This is a genomic window from Vibrio sp. 1CM7H, from assembly GCF_023161645.1.
GTDB classification, from domain to species: domain Bacteria; phylum Pseudomonadota; class Gammaproteobacteria; order Enterobacterales; family Vibrionaceae; genus Vibrio; species Vibrio diabolicus.
The window spans coordinates 353221-371002 of record NZ_JALNTV010000001.1; the positions used below are offsets into that span (position 1 = coordinate 353221).

18 protein-coding genes are annotated in these 17782 nt (G+C 43.7%); 12 read left to right on the forward strand and 6 right to left on the reverse strand.

All coding sequences use genetic code 11. From position 1 onward, the window contains the following. Positions 1 to 47 precede the first annotated feature (47 nt). Complete coding sequence (locus MSG33_RS01605) at positions 48 to 2684, forward strand: ATP-binding protein (RefSeq protein ID WP_248379574.1); 2637 nt, start codon at positions 48 to 50, stop codon at positions 2682 to 2684. Between the two features lie 62 nt (positions 2685 to 2746). Here the strand turns inward: MSG33_RS01605 and MSG33_RS01610 are convergent, their stop codons facing one another. After that, positions 2747 to 4084, reverse strand: coding sequence for an MATE family efflux transporter (locus MSG33_RS01610; RefSeq protein WP_065646232.1), 1338 nt, complete (start codon positions 4082 to 4084; stop codon positions 2747 to 2749). A 121-nt stretch (positions 4085 to 4205) separates the two neighbouring features. Then, complete coding sequence (locus tag MSG33_RS01615; protein ID WP_005373603.1) at positions 4206 to 4520, reverse strand: DUF496 family protein; 315 nt, start codon at positions 4518 to 4520, stop codon at positions 4206 to 4208. A 241-nt stretch (positions 4521 to 4761) separates the two neighbouring features. Between MSG33_RS01615 and MSG33_RS01620 the strand changes: the two genes are divergently transcribed. The 8 genes from MSG33_RS01620 (at position 4762) to MSG33_RS01655 (ending at position 12992) form a co-directional block, all read left to right on the forward strand. After that, a complete protein-coding gene (locus MSG33_RS01620; protein WP_031780656.1) occupies positions 4762 to 4965 on the forward strand; it encodes a hypothetical protein in 204 nt (67 codons plus the stop codon). Between the two features lie 165 nt (positions 4966 to 5130). Beyond that, the gene (locus tag MSG33_RS01625) at positions 5131 to 5781 is read left to right on the forward strand and encodes a YceH family protein (RefSeq protein WP_248379576.1); all 651 of its coding nucleotides are present in this window, start codon (positions 5131 to 5133) and stop codon (positions 5779 to 5781) included. After that, complete coding sequence (locus MSG33_RS01630) at positions 5778 to 6098, forward strand: GIY-YIG nuclease family protein (RefSeq protein WP_012842363.1); 321 nt, start codon at positions 5778 to 5780, stop codon at positions 6096 to 6098. The genes MSG33_RS01625 and MSG33_RS01630 overlap by 4 nt, the downstream gene beginning before the upstream one ends. A 320-nt stretch (positions 6099 to 6418) precedes the next feature. Continuing rightward, positions 6419 to 7516: an autoinducer 2-binding periplasmic protein LuxP gene (locus MSG33_RS01635; RefSeq protein ID WP_248379577.1), complete on the forward strand. Its 1098-nt coding sequence runs from the start codon at positions 6419 to 6421 to the stop codon at positions 7514 to 7516. After that, a complete protein-coding gene (gene luxQ / locus MSG33_RS01640; RefSeq protein ID WP_114323367.1) occupies positions 7516 to 10092 on the forward strand; it encodes a quorum-sensing autoinducer 2 sensor kinase/phosphatase LuxQ in 2577 nt (858 codons plus the stop codon). The genes MSG33_RS01635 and luxQ overlap by 1 nt, the downstream gene beginning before the upstream one ends. 300 nt (positions 10093 to 10392) lie before the next feature. Beyond that, positions 10393 to 10848, forward strand: coding sequence for a MarR family transcriptional regulator (locus MSG33_RS01645; RefSeq protein ID WP_005397727.1), 456 nt, complete (start codon positions 10393 to 10395; stop codon positions 10846 to 10848). Positions 10849 to 10883: 35 nt separating this feature from the next. Beyond that, entirely contained in the window at positions 10884 to 11942 is a 1059-nt protein-coding gene (locus MSG33_RS01650) for an HlyD family secretion protein (protein ID WP_248379578.1), read from the forward strand. Between the two features lie 12 nt (positions 11943 to 11954). Next, positions 11955 to 12992, forward strand: a complete 1038-nt coding sequence (locus MSG33_RS01655) for a DUF2955 domain-containing protein (RefSeq protein WP_046875880.1) — start codon at positions 11955 to 11957, stop codon at positions 12990 to 12992. Between the two features lie 2 nt (positions 12993 to 12994). On the opposite strand, the gene MSG33_RS01660 is transcribed toward MSG33_RS01655, so the two are convergent. Both MSG33_RS01660 and MSG33_RS01665 read right to left on the reverse strand, forming a co-directional pair. Further along, entirely contained in the window at positions 12995 to 13657 is a 663-nt protein-coding gene (locus tag MSG33_RS01660) for a flagellar brake protein (protein ID WP_031780653.1), read from the reverse strand. Positions 13658 to 13751: 94 nt separating this feature from the next. Further along, positions 13752 to 14678, reverse strand: coding sequence for a DMT family transporter (locus MSG33_RS01665; RefSeq protein ID WP_047008123.1), 927 nt, complete (start codon positions 14676 to 14678; stop codon positions 13752 to 13754). Positions 14679 to 14826: 148 nt separating this feature from the next. On the opposite strand from MSG33_RS01665, the gene MSG33_RS01670 reads away from it, so the two are divergent. Both MSG33_RS01670 and MSG33_RS01675 read left to right on the forward strand, forming a co-directional pair. Further along, positions 14827 to 15282, forward strand: a complete 456-nt coding sequence (locus tag MSG33_RS01670) for an Lrp/AsnC family transcriptional regulator (RefSeq protein WP_031780652.1) — start codon at positions 14827 to 14829, stop codon at positions 15280 to 15282. Between the two features lie 5 nt (positions 15283 to 15287). Further along, positions 15288 to 15911, forward strand: a complete 624-nt coding sequence (locus tag MSG33_RS01675) for a class I SAM-dependent methyltransferase (protein ID WP_248379580.1) — start codon at positions 15288 to 15290, stop codon at positions 15909 to 15911. Between the two features lie 24 nt (positions 15912 to 15935). Here the strand turns inward: MSG33_RS01675 and MSG33_RS23585 are convergent, their stop codons facing one another. Further along, complete coding sequence (locus MSG33_RS23585) at positions 15936 to 16166, reverse strand: hypothetical protein (RefSeq protein ID WP_031780651.1); 231 nt, start codon at positions 16164 to 16166, stop codon at positions 15936 to 15938. Positions 16167 to 16437: 271 nt separating this feature from the next. Further along, entirely contained in the window at positions 16438 to 16986 is a 549-nt protein-coding gene (locus MSG33_RS01680; protein WP_046876150.1) for a hypothetical protein, read from the reverse strand. A gap of 103 nt (positions 16987 to 17089) precedes the next feature. On the opposite strand from MSG33_RS01680, the gene MSG33_RS01685 reads away from it, so the two are divergent. Next, positions 17090 to 17758: an SH3 domain-containing protein gene (locus tag MSG33_RS01685; RefSeq protein WP_047008124.1), complete on the forward strand. Its 669-nt coding sequence runs from the start codon at positions 17090 to 17092 to the stop codon at positions 17756 to 17758. Positions 17759 to 17782 lie beyond the last annotated feature (24 nt).

A 17782-nucleotide genomic window follows, 5' to 3' on the forward strand; every position in this document is an offset into this window, starting at 1 on the left:
TAGTCTAGTATTAAATAATCGGATGAGATCAACCATTGGGCTGATGGATGTTGAGATTATCAATAAAAACACGCTTAGCACTCCTCGCACTATTACCCACGGTGGTGATAGTGGTTTTTGCAGTTCAGCAGTTTTCTGACAATGCGTTGCGCGTAAGCCGTCTCAATCAAACGGTAATCAATATCCAAGGTTTCCAGTTGATATCCCAAGCCTCTCACTTTATATACTCCATAGAGAAAGCACGCCGCCAGCCTACGCTTCAAGCATCAGCCGCACTTAATATAGAAGAACAAGACGGTGTTATTTCTTCCATGCATCAAAAATTCGTCAGTAACCCCAATACCGCTGAATATGCTGATGAGCTGAAAGAGGCCATGCTAGGGGTATTATCCGGTAGGTTGGACGAGATGGATGACCTTGGCGATTGGGCATTTCAACTGCTTCAAAATATGTCGCGCTCTTTGCTACAAAATCATCAGTGGTATGGCAGTGAGGACGGCATTCGAATGCAGAATTTTATTGCTTACCTTGCTCAGCTGTCTTTTTGGACACAGAAAGAAGCCTGGTTGACACATCGCCTAGTTCAAGATCCTAAGAGTCGGTTGAGTCAGAGTCTGTTTTTTCAGGCTATTGATCGACAGCAGCAAAATTTGGATGCGTTTTTAAATTTAGGAGGGTCATACGATCAAGTTGATAAATTGCTAGGCTTGTTTACGTCGCCGAGATATCAGAGAAATTTGGCATCTCGTGGGCGATTAATGTCAGGGGACATGTCACGTAGTGACTATGAAGCGTATTTGAGAGAACTCGATTTCCGTGTGCAACGCTTGCAAGTACTCATTGATGGGTTCACGAAACAAACAGAGCAGTCGCTCCTAACACAAGTTCATGAACAAAAGACCAATATTGCGATGATTACCTCTGGCGTTATTTTGGTTATCGTCATGCTTTGTTGGCTTGGCTTTGGCACTTGGTTTCGGGTTAATAGCAAACTAGATGCGATTATTCATACCTTAACGGCGCTGATCAACGATGAAGAGAAACAGACGAAAGTCAAAGTCGATGGCAGTGATGAACTGACTATTTTCGCTCAGCAAGTTAATCGAGTGGTTGAAGAAAAGCAGAGACAAACAGACGAAATACTCCATGCTAAAGAGTCAGCAGTGTCTGCTAATCGCGCTAAATCAGTATTTCTTGCTAACATGTCGCATGAAATACGTACCCCCCTAAACGGTATTATGGGCATGACGGAAATACTCTCTCAAAGCGAGTTATCTTCCCATCAACAAGAAGTCGTTGATGACATTGACTCTTCATCTCAAACATTACTTACCTTGCTTAACGATATTTTGGATCTTTCTAAAATCGAATCTGGTCGACTGGAGTTGTCGTTAGTCGAGGCCGATATCCGAGAGGTGGTGTACCAGTCGATGGTTTTATTTCAATCCAAAGCCACATCTAAACAGCTAGAGCTGGGGATTAACTTAGCTGAAAACATTCCAACTCGAGTGATGGTTGATGATCATCGAATCAAGCAGGTCATCACGAATCTGGTATCGAATGCGGTCAAGTTTACCGAAATCGGTCATATACGTGTTGATGTCAGTTATGACGAGTTACCGGAGAACGAGCGCGGAACGCTGATGTTTAAAGTCGAAGATACCGGGATAGGCATTGAACAAGATAAGTTAACGACGATTTTTGAACCCTTTACTCAGGAAGATGAAGGGGTGTCGAGGCAGTTCGGTGGAACGGGACTGGGATTGGCAATTTGTCGTCAACTGGTATCCATGATGGGAGGGCAGCTTATAGCGACATCCACCAAAGGAGTGGGCACATGCTTTGAATTCTCTATTGAGGTTGACGTTATTCCGATGTTTGGCTGGCGCTCGGACGTGATAAATAAAGGGCTCTTGATCTGCACAAATTACGATTACGCTGATCAACTTTTGAAAGAGTGTCGATTAGCGAAAATCAATCTCTTTGGTGCGAATAATGTTAATGAAGTAAAAGCAATAAACGATGACTTTGATGTCATATTTCTGTGCCATAGTGACGACTCCAATACGGATGAAGCCTTAGATGAATTGTCACTCAAATATGATCTTCGTCGTGTGATTATTTGTCAGCATCATCTATCCACTCCCTACGACAATGCAGAAAGAGTACATGCTGTACTCACATTGCCTTTTCTTGGCAATCGATTTAAGCATGTCATTGACGATTTAGCAAAGGTAGAAAAAAACATTTCAAGTGACGCTGTCACTAATAGTATTCCAAAGTCTGAATATCGAACGTCGCGCTCTCACAGGAGGATCTTAATCGCGGAGGATAACTTGATGAATCAGAAAATCGCGAGTTTCTTTCTGGATAAAGCAGGATATGACTATTTGATAACAAGCAATGGACAAGAAGCGTTGGAAGCCATCACAAAGGGAGAAGAATTCGATGCAATTTTAATGGATTGTATGATGCCGGTGATGGATGGACTGACCGCGACGAAAGAAATTCGTCGTTGGGAAAAGAAAGCCGGGCGTGAGAAAACGACCATTATTGCGCTCACCGCGAGTGTTTTGGAAGAAGACATTCACAACTGTTTTGCTGCAGGTATGGATGCTTATTTACCTAAGCCTTATAAATCGAATCAGCTATTTGAGCTCTTCAATGAATTAAAACTCGCCTAAATCGATAACATTTCAAGACGATAAAGCCCCAATCAAAGGGGCTTTATTTTAACCATGTATTGTTATGCGTTTGCTTGAGCGCCAGCGAGTTTACGTATGGTTTGTCGATAGGTTAGGTAAGCGGAAATGCCCGCCAGAATGTTGCCGATACAAGCTCCTAACAGTAGACCTCGGATTCCCCCCATTTGAGCGCCAACCCATAAGCAAGGAAGGAAAAAGACAAACAAGCGTAGCGCTGAAATGGTGAGCGCGGTGTAAGACTTACCTAATGCATTGCAAAGAGAAACCATCAACATACATACACCTAGTGAACCTAAGCTGATGGGAACAATCAGCAAATGCATTTCTAATACTTGCTCTACTTGAACATCGCTGGTCATCAGTAGTGCAAGTGGGTTTGCGACGGCAAACGTAATGGCTGCGATCAAAAGTTGAAAGCCCAGAATGAATTTTACGGCAATACTGACTAGCGATTGGATATCTTGGTAGTTCTTTGCGCCAAGTAAGCGCCCGACCATTGGGGGCATAGACATTGTCAGCGCTAACACCGAAACGATAGCAAAGAATTCGTAGCGTGAACCGAGCGCCCAAGCGGCGACTGCTGCAGTCCCGAAGCTTGCCAATAACTTTGTTGCTAACATGGACGACAACGGAGGCAGCAGTTGGCTGATCATCGCAGGTCCCATGATGTTACCGATAGACGCAACACTTTTAGCTACGTTGAGGTCTTGCCACTGCGTTGTTGCCCAATGATTCTTCTTTACGCGAGGCGCGACGACTAAAATACCAAACCCAAAAGCAACGATGGTTGCTATTGCGGCTCCGTTAATACCCAAGTCAAACGTGAAAATAAATAGTGGATCAAGCACAAGGTTCACGCCGCTGGTCACCATCATCATTGTGCCAGGCAACATGGTGTTGCCGTTAGCCCGGCAAATACTGTAGTAAAAATATAAAACCGCGCCAGTCCATGAACTTAGCAGCCACCAAGGCCAGTAGCTGTCGATAATCGGCATCACAGACTCTGGAGCACTTAATAGAGATAAAATGGGGTAGCGCAAAAGCCAAATTAGCCCTCCAAAAACGGCTACGCCGATTGAGCCAATCATCAAAACTAAGCCACCGAGCTGTTTGGCATAACGACTTTCATTCGCACCAAGCGCTTTAGAAATGACAGCGGTCGTGGCGATACCTAAACCGACTTGAATGCCGATAATGACCATTTGCAACGGAAGAGTAAAACCTTGAGCGGCCAAAGGTAAAACGCCGAGCTGACCGATAAACGCACTATCTACAAGCTGAAAGCTCATTAAAGATAGAACGCCAAATAGCATTGGCCAAGTCATCGTAAATAATTGTTTTGCAAGTGTTGGTTGTGTACTTGTCGTAGTTGAGGACATAGAAAGCTGAATGCGTTAGGAATAAGAGTTGGATTGATTGTACACGGCGCTTAGTTTAGAGACAAAAATAAACCCCGAGTAAGGTAGCTTTACTCGGGGTTGGAAAATCTAGCTTAAGCGTTTATTTTTTGCCGCTAGTTTGCTTGTCTTCTTCAGTCAGTTCGCGAATACGACGGCTGATGTCACGACGTGCTTTAGAGATTTCTGCACTTTTGATGATGTGGTCATCAACACGATCTTCGTAGTCTGCTTTCATATTTTTGATGATTGCGACGATTTCATCGTGAGTCATTTCTGGTTTGATGTAATCTAGAAGGTTTTCTAGAAGGTCAACACGTTTGCGGTTATCACGAACTTTCTTTTCGTTATCAAGCAGCTCACGTTTTAGTTTGTTTTTACGACGAGCTTGGTTAACGATTTCAAATACGCTACTCATAGTTCTCTTTCCTAATTTTATGAATATCTTCCTCGATTAAAGCACAACATCCAGTGGCATAACAGTCTTTAGATCAATCACAATGCAGAGTTGAACATTTCTCAACCAATTGCGATGTGTCCACATAATCACGCTTCTCTAATCGAGTTTTGGGCAACATCGTAGAATCCATCGATTCATTGTCATAACGTGGCCTTCACTATATTATCAACACCATTGAATGCAAAATGATGAACTTGATATGGACTCTGGGAACACTGCGGAGCAAGTAAGTAGTCAAGATAATGAGCAAGCCACTCGCTCTGTGGCTGAAAAGTTAAAAACAGCGTATATCAACGCTCGCGAGCAACTCGAAATCATCGAAGTTGAGCTGAATCGTTCAAAAATAATGATGGTTGATCAAGATGGCAATTTGACGAAAGTGCCAATTCTCTCGGAGCATTGATACCTGACCCGATTCGCAAAGGGTGCCAGGTCTTGCGCTATGCTTTAGCCTGACACCGACACCTGAATCGTTAACGCTTCTTGCATCTCTTTGCCAATGTATGATGCATGATTTCGAAGCGATTTAGGTACCAAGTCAAATGCAAAAATAATAAGGAAATGCATTATGAAAGTTGAGCTAACGGCAATTGAAGCACGAGTCATTGGTTGCTTGATCGAAAAAGAAGTCACCACCCCAGATCTTTACCCCCTCAGCCTAAACGCTTTAACCAACGCGTGTAATCAAAAAAGCAACCGTGATCCCGTAATGTCGCTCTCTGAGTCAGACGTTCTCGATGCCGTTGATGCTCTAATTGAGCGTAGGCTCGTCAGTGACGAAAGTGCGTTTAACAGCCGTGTTAGCAAGTATCAGCACCGTTTCTGTAATACGGAGTTTGGTGATTTAAAACTGACAGAACAAGAGAAGGGAATCGTGTGCTGTATGCTTTTGCGTGGTGCTCAAACGCCTGGGGAAATTCGCACTCGTACCAATCGTCTCGCGACATTTCATGATGTAAAAGACGTTGAAACGGTTCTGGAGCACTTAGCAAGCGAAGAAAAAGGGCCATTAGTGGTCAAGTTACCGCGTGAAGCCGGGAAGCGAGAGTCACGCTATATGCATTTGTTCTGTGGCGACGTTGACGTCTCTGAGCTCGCAGTGCCAGTGTCAGCGGCTGGCTCTAATTCTGATCGAGTCAGCCAGCTAGAGCTCGAAGTTGCACAACTTAAAGAAGAGCTCGATGAGCTTAAAGCTAAGGTCGAGTCACTACTTTCATGATTGAAAATACAGCGCAGCGTTGGAGTGTCTATTTGATCCGAAATAACCGCAATGCGCTGTATTGCGGTGTCACAAACAATGTTGAGCGAAGATTCAATCAGCACCAAACGGGCAAAGGAGCGAAAGCTTTAAAAGGAAAAGGTCCCTTGGTATTGGAGTGGTCTTCGGATTTTGATTCAAAGACACTTGCCATGCGGGCTGAGTATTATATTAAGCAACTAACAAAAGCTAAGAAAGAGCTGCTTGTTACGTCAAAAGCAAGTATTGTCGTTGATGAAAATCAGCAGATGATGTTAGAAATGGCTTTATCGAAATAAGCGTTCGCGACATGCCGAATAACAAAGAAACCGTCCACAGAGGCGGTTTCTTTTTAGTTTTGGAGTACCATGTAAGAACAAACTGACGCATAATGGGTTGGTGTTCTGTTTAAACACTCAGAGTATGAAAAGGAGAAATGATATTTTGTGACCTTGCAATTAGGTACACAATAAACGTTTATTCGTTCCAACTCAGACTAAGAACCAATTTATTATTGAAACAGGCACTCAGAGGAAGGTAGATTACAAGAGTAAAGGATGACTCGGCTAGGTAACGAATAGAGCTGAAAAAGGCTCATAAAAAGCTAAAAGAGCAGTAGATGAAAAAAGCGTTAGTATTCTCCCTGATGTCAATGGCCACTGTCGCGCCGATAGCGCAAGCCACTCAAGTCCTCAATGGGTATTGGGCATATCAAGAATTTTTAGACCAGTTTCCAGAACAGAAGCAGTTAACGAATGCGTTGGCTGACGCCGTGCGAGAGACTCCTGTTCCGGTTGAAAGAGACAAAAAACGTCCGTTAAAAATTTCTGTGGTTTATCCAGGTCAACAGATTTCGGATTATTGGATTCGAAATATCGACGCATTTGAACAGCGTTTAGATAAACTCGATATCGACTATCAACTTAATCAAGTATTTACCCGTCCCAACGCAGATATTAAGCAACAAAGTTTGTCTTTAATGGAAGCGCTGAAGAGCAACTCCGATTATCTGATTTTCACTCTCGATACCACTAGGCATCGTAAGTTTGTTGAACACGTCTTAGACTCGAAGAAAACCAAGTTGATCTTACAAAATATCACTACACCGGTAAGAGATTGGGAGGATCACCAACCGTTCCTTTATGTTGGTTTTGATCATGCTGAAGGCAGTCGTGAGCTTGCCGTGGAGTTTGGTAAGCGTTTTCCAAAACAGAGCCATTATAGTGTGCTCTACTTTTCAGAAGGGTATATCAGCGATATCAGAGGCAATACCTTTATCAATCAAGTCAACCGTGATAACAACTTTGAACTACAATCTGCTTACTATACTAAAGCAACAAAGCAGTCTGGGTATGAAGCAGCAAAAGCGAGTTTGGAAAAATACCCTGACGTCGATTTTATTTATGCGTGTTCTACAGATGTGGCGCTAGGTGCTGTTGATGCGCTGAAAGAATTAGGGCGTGATGATGTCATGATCAACGGCTGGGGTGGCGGCTCTGCAGAATTAGAAGCGCTTTCGAAAGGGGAGTTAGACGTTACTGTTATGCGTATGAACGATGATACTGGCATTGCAATGGCAGAAGCGATTAAGTGGGATCTTGAAGGGAAACCCGTTCCAACCGTTTATTCTGGTGACTTTGAAGTCGTCACGAAATCTGATTCTCCAGAAAGAATTGAAGCATTAAAAAAACGCGCATTTAGATACTCAGACAATTGATGACAACTACATCAAAAACAAGAAAGCGTCGCTCATTGTCGACGCTTATTACGAAAATAATCATTCTCGTACTTGCTCCGATCATTTTAGGTATCTTCGTTCAGAGTTATTACTTCTCGAAGCAAATTATTTGGCAGGAAGTCGACAGAACTAAGCAACAGACGTCAGCGCTGATTCTTAATATTTTTGATAGCCATTTTGCTGCGATTCAGATTCATCACAACAGTAACTCGAAGAGTGATGTTGTTTTAGATTTTTATACAGAACGGGATGAAGAAGCTCTCAATTACTTTTTCATGAGTATTGACCAGAGTGATCCTTCCCATACGCCAGAATTTCGCTTTCTCACCGATCATCAAGGCATTATTTGGGACGATGGGAATGCGCATTTCTATGGCATCAATAACTTGATTCTCAATGATCTCGCGAGCCAAGTGACTTTTAGCAACAATTGGTATTACCTTCCTTCACATACCCCAATGGGAACTCGCCACCTGTTACTGCGTCGTGTACCGGTTTTACAACCTAAAACCGGTGAAGTGATGGGGTATTCTTACAATGTTGTTGTTCTAGATAACAACTTCGGGTTGATGGAAAGACTAAAAAACGAAGGAAACGTTGATAATGTTGTTTTGGTGGCCAACGATACGCCACTAGCTAGCTCACTAGTCGGAGATGAAGCGTACAAGATATTTGATGTTCTGAAGCGGCGAGAGTCTCAGCAAAAGCTTGACCAGTTGTTGATCATTAAAACCCCTATCGAAGTCAATGCTGCCACGACGGATTTGTGTTTACTAACCGTGCAAGACAATCAGAGTGTTGTGACGCTGCAAATCCAGCACCTTTTGGCGATGCTGGCTTCAGTTATCGGGATGGTGATGATTGCGTTGATGACCAAAGAGTGGATTGAGAATCGAGTCGTCGAAGAGCTTGGCTCGTTGATGGCATACACTCGTTCGGCTCGTGAAGAAAAAGGGTTCGAACGGTTTGGCGGGTCGGATATCGAGGAGTTCGATCATATTGGTTCGACACTAGAAAACACCTTTGAAGAGCTGGAAGCGCAAAAGCGTTCATTCCGCGATCTGTTTAACTTTGCGTTATCGCCGATTATGGTGTGGTCAGAGTCTGGTGTACTCATCCAAATCAATCCGGCAGCCCGCAAAGAATTGGTCATGGAAAACGACATTGAAACTATGCACCCAGTGTTTAAAGGCTTCAAAGAAAAGTTGATGCCGCACCTGCGAATGGCAGCTCAAGGAGCCACGTTAACTGGCGTCAATGTACCAATTGGAGACAAGGTATATCGCTGGAACTTATCGCCGATTCGAGTGGATGGTGATATCAGCGGTATCATTGTTCAAGGTCAGGATATTACGACGCTTATTGAAGCGGAAAAACAAAGTAACTTGGCACGTAAAGAGGCAGAAAAATCCGCCCAAGCACGTGCCGATTTTCTGGCTAAAATGAGCCATGAAATCCGAACGCCAATCAATGGCATTCTAGGAGTTGCTCAATTATTAAAAGACTCGGTCGAAACGGAAGAGCAGAATAACCAAATTGATGTACTCCGACATAGTGGTGAGCACTTACTTGCTGTTTTGAATGATATTTTGGATTTTTCGAAGATTGAGCAGGGTAAGTTTAATATTCAAAAGCACCCGTTTTCGTTCACTGACACGATTCGAACGTTAGAAAACATTTATCGTCCAATTTGCGAAAATAAAGGCGTTAACCTCGTCATTGAAAACAAGATTGATCCCAATGTTGAAATCTTTACTGACCAAGTTCGTCTGAACCAAATTTTATTCAACTTAGTCAGTAACTCAGTTAAGTTTACCCCCTCGGGCAGCGTACGCTTGCATGCGGAACTGGAGCAGTTCTACGGCGCCGAAAATAGTGTGTTGGTAGTGGAAATTACGGATACGGGCATCGGCATAGAGCCCGATAAGCTCGACCAAATGTTCGAACCTTTCGTTCAAGAGGAAGCAACGACCACTCGAGAATACGGTGGCAGTGGCTTGGGACTGACCATTGTGAAAAGCCTCGTCGATATGCTGGAAGGTGACGTTCAAGTACGTAGTCAAAAAGGTTTAGGCACGACCTTTGTTATTACAATGCCAGTGAAAGATCGTGAGCGAGTGCTCACCCCTCTTGATTCAAGCTTGAGAGTTAAACCTGGTGAGTTATTCGCAGAGAGTCTAAAAGTACTGTTGGTAGAAGATAACCATACTAATGCCTTCATTCTCAAAGCATTTTGTAACAAGTACAAAATGCAGGTTGATTGGGCAAAAGATGGATTGGAAGCGATGGAGTTCTTAAAAGATCATACTTACGATTTGATTTTGATGGACAACCAACTGCCGCATCTTGGAGGAATTGAAACAACCAAAGAGATCCGACAGAAGCTGAAGTTAGGCACGCCAATTTATGCTTGTACTGCCGATACGGCGAAAGAAACCAGTGATTCGTTTATGGAGGCGGGCGCGAATTACGTATTGCTCAAACCGATTAAAGAAAATGCGCTGCATGAAGCCTTTGTTGACTTCAAGCAGCGATTCTTAATTGAACGAACGTGATGAACTCATTCGCTATGAGCCTTAATTGATAATTCAATCGCTCACTAAACCGAAAAGCACAACGCCATAACTTAGGGTTGTGCTTTTTTGTATCTCAATGCTTCACTTGTTGATAAGCCAGGAGTGCTGATATCACCTTTAGTGTCGTATATCACTACTATTCAACCCAAGTACTACGTTGCGTTACGCAAACTTGTTCCCCAATGGCATATTCTATGTGATTTAAATCACAAAAACTTATTTACTTAGCGTGCTAACTATTTTATATTACTTAGCAAGCTAAGTAATTGAGTAGATCTTATGATTCAAGACATCAACAGTTTGCGCGACCTTTCTTTGGCTGAAAAGTTATCTCGTGTTGCCCGTTTGTGGAAAATGGTTGCAGATCGCGAGTTGGAGCCTTTAAACCTGACGTACCCGCGTTGGACTGCGTTATGGAAACTTTATCGAATGGGCGACAACGTTAGTCAGAAGCATTTGGCTGAAGCGCTTGAGATTGAGTTAGCATCGCTGATGCGCACATTAAAGCTATTAGAAGAGCAATCTCTGATCACTCGCCATTGCAGTGAGCATGACAAGCGAGCACGCATTGTTAGCCTTACAGAAGAAGGTAAAACTCTACTGAAGCAAATGGAGACCCGAATTCTTCAAGTCCGGAGCAAGCTACTGACGGAAATCAATGACCAAGAGCTTCAAAAGCTTTCATTGATCCTCGATCAGATTGCTCACAATGCACTTGATTCACTTAGCGAATAAGTCAGAAACCCGAATTAAAAGAGAAGTAAACGCCTATGACTCCAGATCAAAAATTCGCACGTTGGATCAAGTATTCTTGCGTCGCGTTTGTCCTTGTCTTTGCCTATTTTCTAGTCGCAGATCTCGCCATGCCACTGACGCCTCAGGCAATGGCAACGCGAGTGGTAACTAAAGTAGCTCCCCGTGTGAGTGGACAGATTACGCATCTTTATGTTGCCAACAACCAAGAAATAAACCAAGGCGATCTACTATTCCAGATTGATCCACAGCCTTATCAGCTCGCCGTAGAAAAGGCTCAACTTAACCTTGAGCGTGTGATTCAAAATAATGAACAGCTTGATGCCTCTATTGCAGCGGCAAAAGCGGACGTTGAAGCGAGCAAAATTGTCGCCGAGCAAAAAGTTCGCGAAGCCAAACGTCTTGATACATTGTTTCATCGCAATGGCACCTCGCAACAACAGCGTGACGACGCACAAAGTAGTGCAACGGCAGCCAGAGCAAACTTACTGGCCGCGCGCGCTCGTTTAAAAGAGTTGGAAGTAAACCGAGGCGATTTAGGTGCAACGAATGTAAATATCCGCGTGGCACAAAACCAGCTAAAACAAGCGGAACTTAATCTGTCTTACACTAAAGTAATTGCTGAACATGATGGCGTTGTCGCTAACTTGCAGCTGGAAACGGGTGCCTATGCGGCAGCTGGTACGCCTCTTGTGGCTTTAGTCTCGGATGACGTGGATATTATTGCCGACTTTCGTGAAAAGAGTCTGCGACACTTCAATCAGAACAGTCGGGCGTTAGTGGCCTTTGATAGCTTGCCAGGTGACGTATTTGAAGCTCGTATTACGAGTGTGGATGCAGGGGTAAGCTCAGGCCAGTTTGATGCAGATGGCCGCTTAGCGACACCGACTGACTCAAACCGTTGGGTGAGAGACGCGCAGCGTTTACGTTTACATTTAGCTATCGATGAGCCTCAACAGCGCGCATTTCCGGCCGGGGCACGTGCGACTGTGCAACTGTTGCCAGAAAACTCGTTATCTGGCTGGTTAGCGAGATGTCAGATCCGATTTTTGAGTCTTCTTCATTACATTTATTAACGGGGAGGCGATATGAAGTTATGGGATCATCCCATGTCGGAAAACGACTTCCGTCAGTGTTTGCGCATTGCAACTGGCGCGACCATTGGCTTCACCTTATGTAAGGTCTTTGGCTGGAATTATGGCGTATTTTTTACCGTAACACCGATGTTGTTACTTGGAATGGTACCAGTCATGAGCCTGCATGCTGCACGACAGCTGATTTTTTCAGCGGTCGTATGCGGATTAGAGGTCGGTATTCTTGGTGGGCTATTTGGTGGACATCCTGGCATGATGACGATCATCGCCTTCGGGTTGTTTTTGTATAAGTTCGCCTGTATGTCAAAAGGGAGCTTATTCCTGTTTGGGGCAAATAGCGTGCTGAGCTTAAGCATCATGCTGCATTTTGCGAGTTATCCAACAACCGACTTAAATGATCTAATATTCAGCAACCTACAAGCGAACGTTATTTCAGTGATCGTGGCCTACGTCGTGACATTTTTGATCCCTGATGCAGAGCCTCGTCAGCCACCGGCAAAACCATCTCAGCCTAAACAGAGTCACCGCATGCGTCATGAAGCCCTTATGGGGGCGAGTATCGCTACAATGTCTTTCCTTGTATTCCAGTTATTTGACCTCAGTGATTCTATGTCCGCTCAGGCGACAACCTTGCTTTTATTGTTTCCTATGCATTGGAACGGTGCTTTAGGGTATGCGCGCAAAAGAGCAATGGGGACCTTGATGGGGGTAACCTTTGGTATCGCTGGGCAGCTCGTACTATACGATTGGTCGGATACCTTGCTGTTTATCGTCCCATTACTGTGGATTGGCGCGATGATGTTCAGCTATATGCACGTAAAAGAGTCTAGTGGTTCAGGAGCCGGATTTGGCGGATTAACCACATTAGGTATTTTATTTGGCCAATACCTTACTCCGGATGGCGATTTAATGTTCAGCGCGCTGTATCGCGTGAGTAGTATTTTGTTTGCTATTGTAGTCACTCTGCTCGTGACCTATGCGGTGCACAGAGTGCTCAACAGCTTTGAGGCGACGCGCTTTAGCCAGCAGTAAGTTCAGACGTTACTGGTTAGAAAGGACTGCTCCAGTAACTCTGTTTTTAGCTCGTGACTCATCGCTATTGGGCTTTCAAACTTAATTCCTATTACCCAGCCTTTCACCAACTTCTTAATGTTGGCAATGACACATCGATTTTCTTCTCCGATATAGTGGCTTAGAGAAGAGTCGATAGTGACACTTTCACCAACGGTGAATTCAGGCTCTATAAAGGTTGAGATACCAATACCTGCCAGTGAGAAGTCGATAAGGCTGCCGTCGTAAACATTCCCCGCATGAACAATCTTACAATCCATTTGCAGCTTATATCGTTCGTGTTCCCGGACTGGTTTGGTTGCAAATGTTCCTGGAATTCGAATAAATAAAAGGGGCGAAGGACGAACCGCAGTTGTTAGAACACTGGATTTAAATGCAATGACATGGCCTAACTCCGTATCTGATACACCACGCACGATGACATCGGCGTTTGGGAGTTTTCTCATCACTTGCTCTTCAAGCAAACGCATCGGTATATCAAGAATCAAATACGCGTTCTCTTTCATCCCAAGATAGGTGGTGGAATACGTATACTGGTCCTTAGGCCCAAACTCGAAATTAGTCGAAAGTTTCATTCCTGGTTTGAGGAATCTATGCAGTTCATCTTTAGTATGAGTGGCAGGCATTACATTGGCGTTTTAATTATTGGTTAAATCGAGGCTATCAAAACGCCATTTTGTTATTCAAGATAGTAGGACAAAAGTTTTTGTAAAATTATCGCTATCTGTGAAGTGGTGGGCGATAAGTTTGGCTCATTCCATCTTTCATAAAGATTTGGCTTGCCACAATACTGCCGCAGGTTACCAGCATCAGCGCTAACCAAGTAAGTGAATCTGGTTGTTCACCAAAGATTGGAACGGCAAGAAGTGTCGCGACGACTGGAGTTAATGACCCAAAAGCAGCACTGGCTTCGGCGCCAATAATTCGGATTGCATAGATAAAGGTAAAAGAGGCGATTAAGCCTGCGCCGACACCTTGCAACATCGCGTGGCCAAATAATTCTTCCCACGGCCACTGACTGATCGGCGTTATCGCTAGGTAACTATCTACCCATCCGAAGCCAACCGCAATGATGAGCAGTGCCAAAGACGCGATTGCAACGAATCCAGCACAGACATGCGCATTAAGGTTAGCAACACGAGCACTGATGGTGAAAACAGCCCACATAATGCTACCGGTTAGAAACAGGATGTGGCCTTGTAATTGAGACCAGTTGTACTCTGCACCGCTATTAGAAAGAAGAAATACGAAAATCCCTAACAGCACCGTAGAAAGCCCGATTAAGCGGTGAGCACTCAGCGACTGTTGATAGCACAACACCGCGATAGCAGAAACAAATAATGGCAAAGTACCAGGTACTAATGCACTGCCGTGCGCCACGGGAGCGAAGTGCATAGCTGTGCCGACGACCAGCAGGTAGGGCAGGCCACTCCCTACCACAACACCAGTTAGGTAGCGTTTAGGCACGACGCGAAGCGCCTGCTTATGCTTAATCACAAATGGTAATAAAATTAAACTTGGGATTAGAAAGCGAACTAGCGCGATATCGGCTGGCTGCAAGTTAGAAATTGCGCCCCCTTTTAAAGAAATAAAGAAACCAGACCAAAGCAGTAAGGTCGTTAATATAGCTGCGTATCCCAAGATCATTGTCGGCATGTCCATTTGTAAATTATGTGTTAATTGTTGAATAAAACACGTGCCAAAGGGAGGCAAAGTTTGACGTAATTAAGCTTGATGTTGGTGATAAAGCGCGTATAAATGTTAATTGTTAGTGATTATTGGCATGGAAGGATAAATGGACAAAATTGACAGGCAACTGATCAACTTGATGCAGAAGGATGCAACCCTGACTACGGCAGAGCTCGCTGACAAAGTAGGATTATCGGCATCACCTTGTGCAAGACGCATTAAGCGTTTAGAGCAGGAGGGCGTAATTAGCGGTTATCGAGCCATTGTGTCCAGAGACACGGTGGGTATTGCGATGACCGTATTTGTTGAAGTCAGTTTGAACAACCACCAAGCTTCTTCGATTGATGAATTTGAACATGCTGTTGTTGAAATGGACGAGGTGATCTCGTGCCATGTTGTATCAGGGGCTTATGATTATTTGTTAGAAGTGGTCAGCAAAGATCTCGCTGGCTATGAAACATTCACTAGAAAGCTACAACGATTAGAAAACGTAAAAGATATCCATACGCACTTGGCTATTAGACAAGTGAAAGGAAATGGAAGCTTGCCGATTTATGCATAAGAAAGATGAAATTTCTCGATAGACTTAAGATTGCTCACTATCACCGAAAGCGATACCGACAGTTCGGTACAGACAGAGCGCGAACGCTGGGATGGAGAGATAAGTACAGCCAAATCAGTCGATTTGAAGCCTTGTGCCGTGGGTTAACGTTAGACGGTTCAAGTCTTTTAGATATTGGGTGCGGCTACGGAGACTTATTAGCGTTTATTGAGTTCAACAATCTGCGCCCCCAAAGTTATATTGGCATTGATCAGCAAAAACAGTTTATCTCTGAGGCCAGAAAGCGGGACTTTCGTACTCAAAGTGAGTTCGTATGCGGTGACTTTTCAACGTTGGTATTGCCCCGTAGTGATTATGTCTTTGCTTCTGGATCATTGAATTATCAATCCGCGAATCCAAATCATACCATTGAGATGATCGAGAAAATGTACCGGGCCGCAGAGAAAGGGTGCGTGTTTAACTTATTGGATGAAGAAAAGCTGCCGAGCATGAGAATGCTCGCATCGCATAATAAAGTTGGGGTGTTATGCTATTGCCGATGGCTATGTCCAGACGCACAATTGATTGAGGGTTATTCCGATCACGACTTTACGATTGCGATGATCAAAAAAGCGGAATCAGTTTCCTGACTCCGCCTTATAAATTCTTAAGCCTTATTGGTGCTTGTATTGTGAGATTTCACAGTTACCTGTGTATCTATCAACCTTGAATGAGAACGCAGCTGAATGGTATTCCCTCCCATCACTCCAAATTGTTTCTCCGAAGATTTTACAAAGGTCCAAATCGCTGATTGAACCAAACTCTTTTACGTGCCTAACTACTGACAAAAACTTGGCTTTGGTAGCATTAGGACAGTCCCTGTTACTTAATCGATTGATAACCATGGTTGTAGCATCATCTCCAGCCAAATGTGACTTTTTATTAAATTTTATTAATGGGTAAATTAACCAAAAATTGGCCATAAGTAAAGCATTATTGTGACGTATGTCTCTATAAGTTGCCTCTCTTGGTCATGGTTTAGTCAAGTTTGTAAAAGGGAACAGTCCCATTTTTTACATATAATGTTGGGATCACTAAAAGAGGGAATTAAAGCACGAATAACGTCCAATATTGGAGTGAAAACCCGACATCGTCTTTTCAAAACGAGCTCGATTTTTACCTCGAAACATCTTGAGCGTATTGAAGCGATCTCGCTTCTTTATCATAGAGTTGCGCTAGTGCTTGGTACTGTGAAGAAAGGCGTTTGTAATCCTCGGTAAGTTGCAAAGCGTTGGTGTTATACCACTCCGCAGTGATTTGATTGGCAGTTTCGTTTGACTCACGGCACTTTTGGGCAAGTTTCTTCCATCCATTTGCTGACCATTGAGATTGTGTGCTCAATTTAATCAACTCATTAGCTTTAGTCGTGAGTTCTTCTTTATATTGAATGGAGGCTTTTAATTGAGTTTTGAACGCATTTTGGTTCGAGCGAGCGCGCCAAAGTAACACGAGTTCATGTAGGGAAAAGGTTTGGGACAATAACTGACGCTGCTTATGTTCGGCTAAAAGTGCATTGAATACCTCAACATGCTTATTGTAATTGGACTCTAAACGATTGAATTGGGTAAGATTGTCATTCCACGACGATGGGTTACATTGAATATTGGCGTGCCCCATAATGGGGAACAGAAGAAGCAACAGTATCCAGTTGAGTTTGTTGATCATTATTGCTCGCGTTAGTTGACCGACCCTTTTGAGTATATACCCAAATTTCCGCGACATGCGTGTTGCCGGTGAGATAAGAACAAAGAATGAAAAGGAAAAGTACATGAAGAAAATTCTCATCGCATTGATTGTCATACTGTTGCTCGGTGGGGCGGGTGCTGGATACTATTTCTTCTTTATGCAGAAAGATGAACCTGAGGCGCCAAACGCTGTGCAAGTGGAGCAAGCGCCAGTGGAAGAAGAAATATCCAAACCGATTCTGGATTTAGAAACTGCCCCTCCTGAAGTGACCGAATACTATGTCATTGAGCGTCGAATCAATGTTTACAATAAGCCAAATGCTAATGCTTTGGTTGTCGATACGCTCTATAAGGGAGAAAAAGTATCGGTGTTAGAAAAAGTGGATGGTTGGTATCGAATCTCTGGTTACCTTGTTTATGAAGAGGGCGGTGAAGAAAAAGCTGAGTGGTTGAATGCCGAAGGATTATCTGATGCAGAGCCAGTTATTAAAGAACAAGAGCGTTTAGAAATACTGGATGGATATTTGCAGAAGTCGGATGATTTAAAAGTTCACTTGGACATCTTCCGCAAGAAAACACAGCAATTGTTAGACGATGAAACCTGTGATCCGAGTGATTTTGAAGAGCTCGGCGGCTGGGTTCGTTCGGTTACTTATGACAAGCGCAATGTGTACTTCATTTATTGTGGTGGTTTGGAGCAAGAAAACAAAATCTATTTAGATGTCGATAAAGGCGATATCTTTTACCGCTAACAGAGCGCCTTTAGTTTAAAGCCT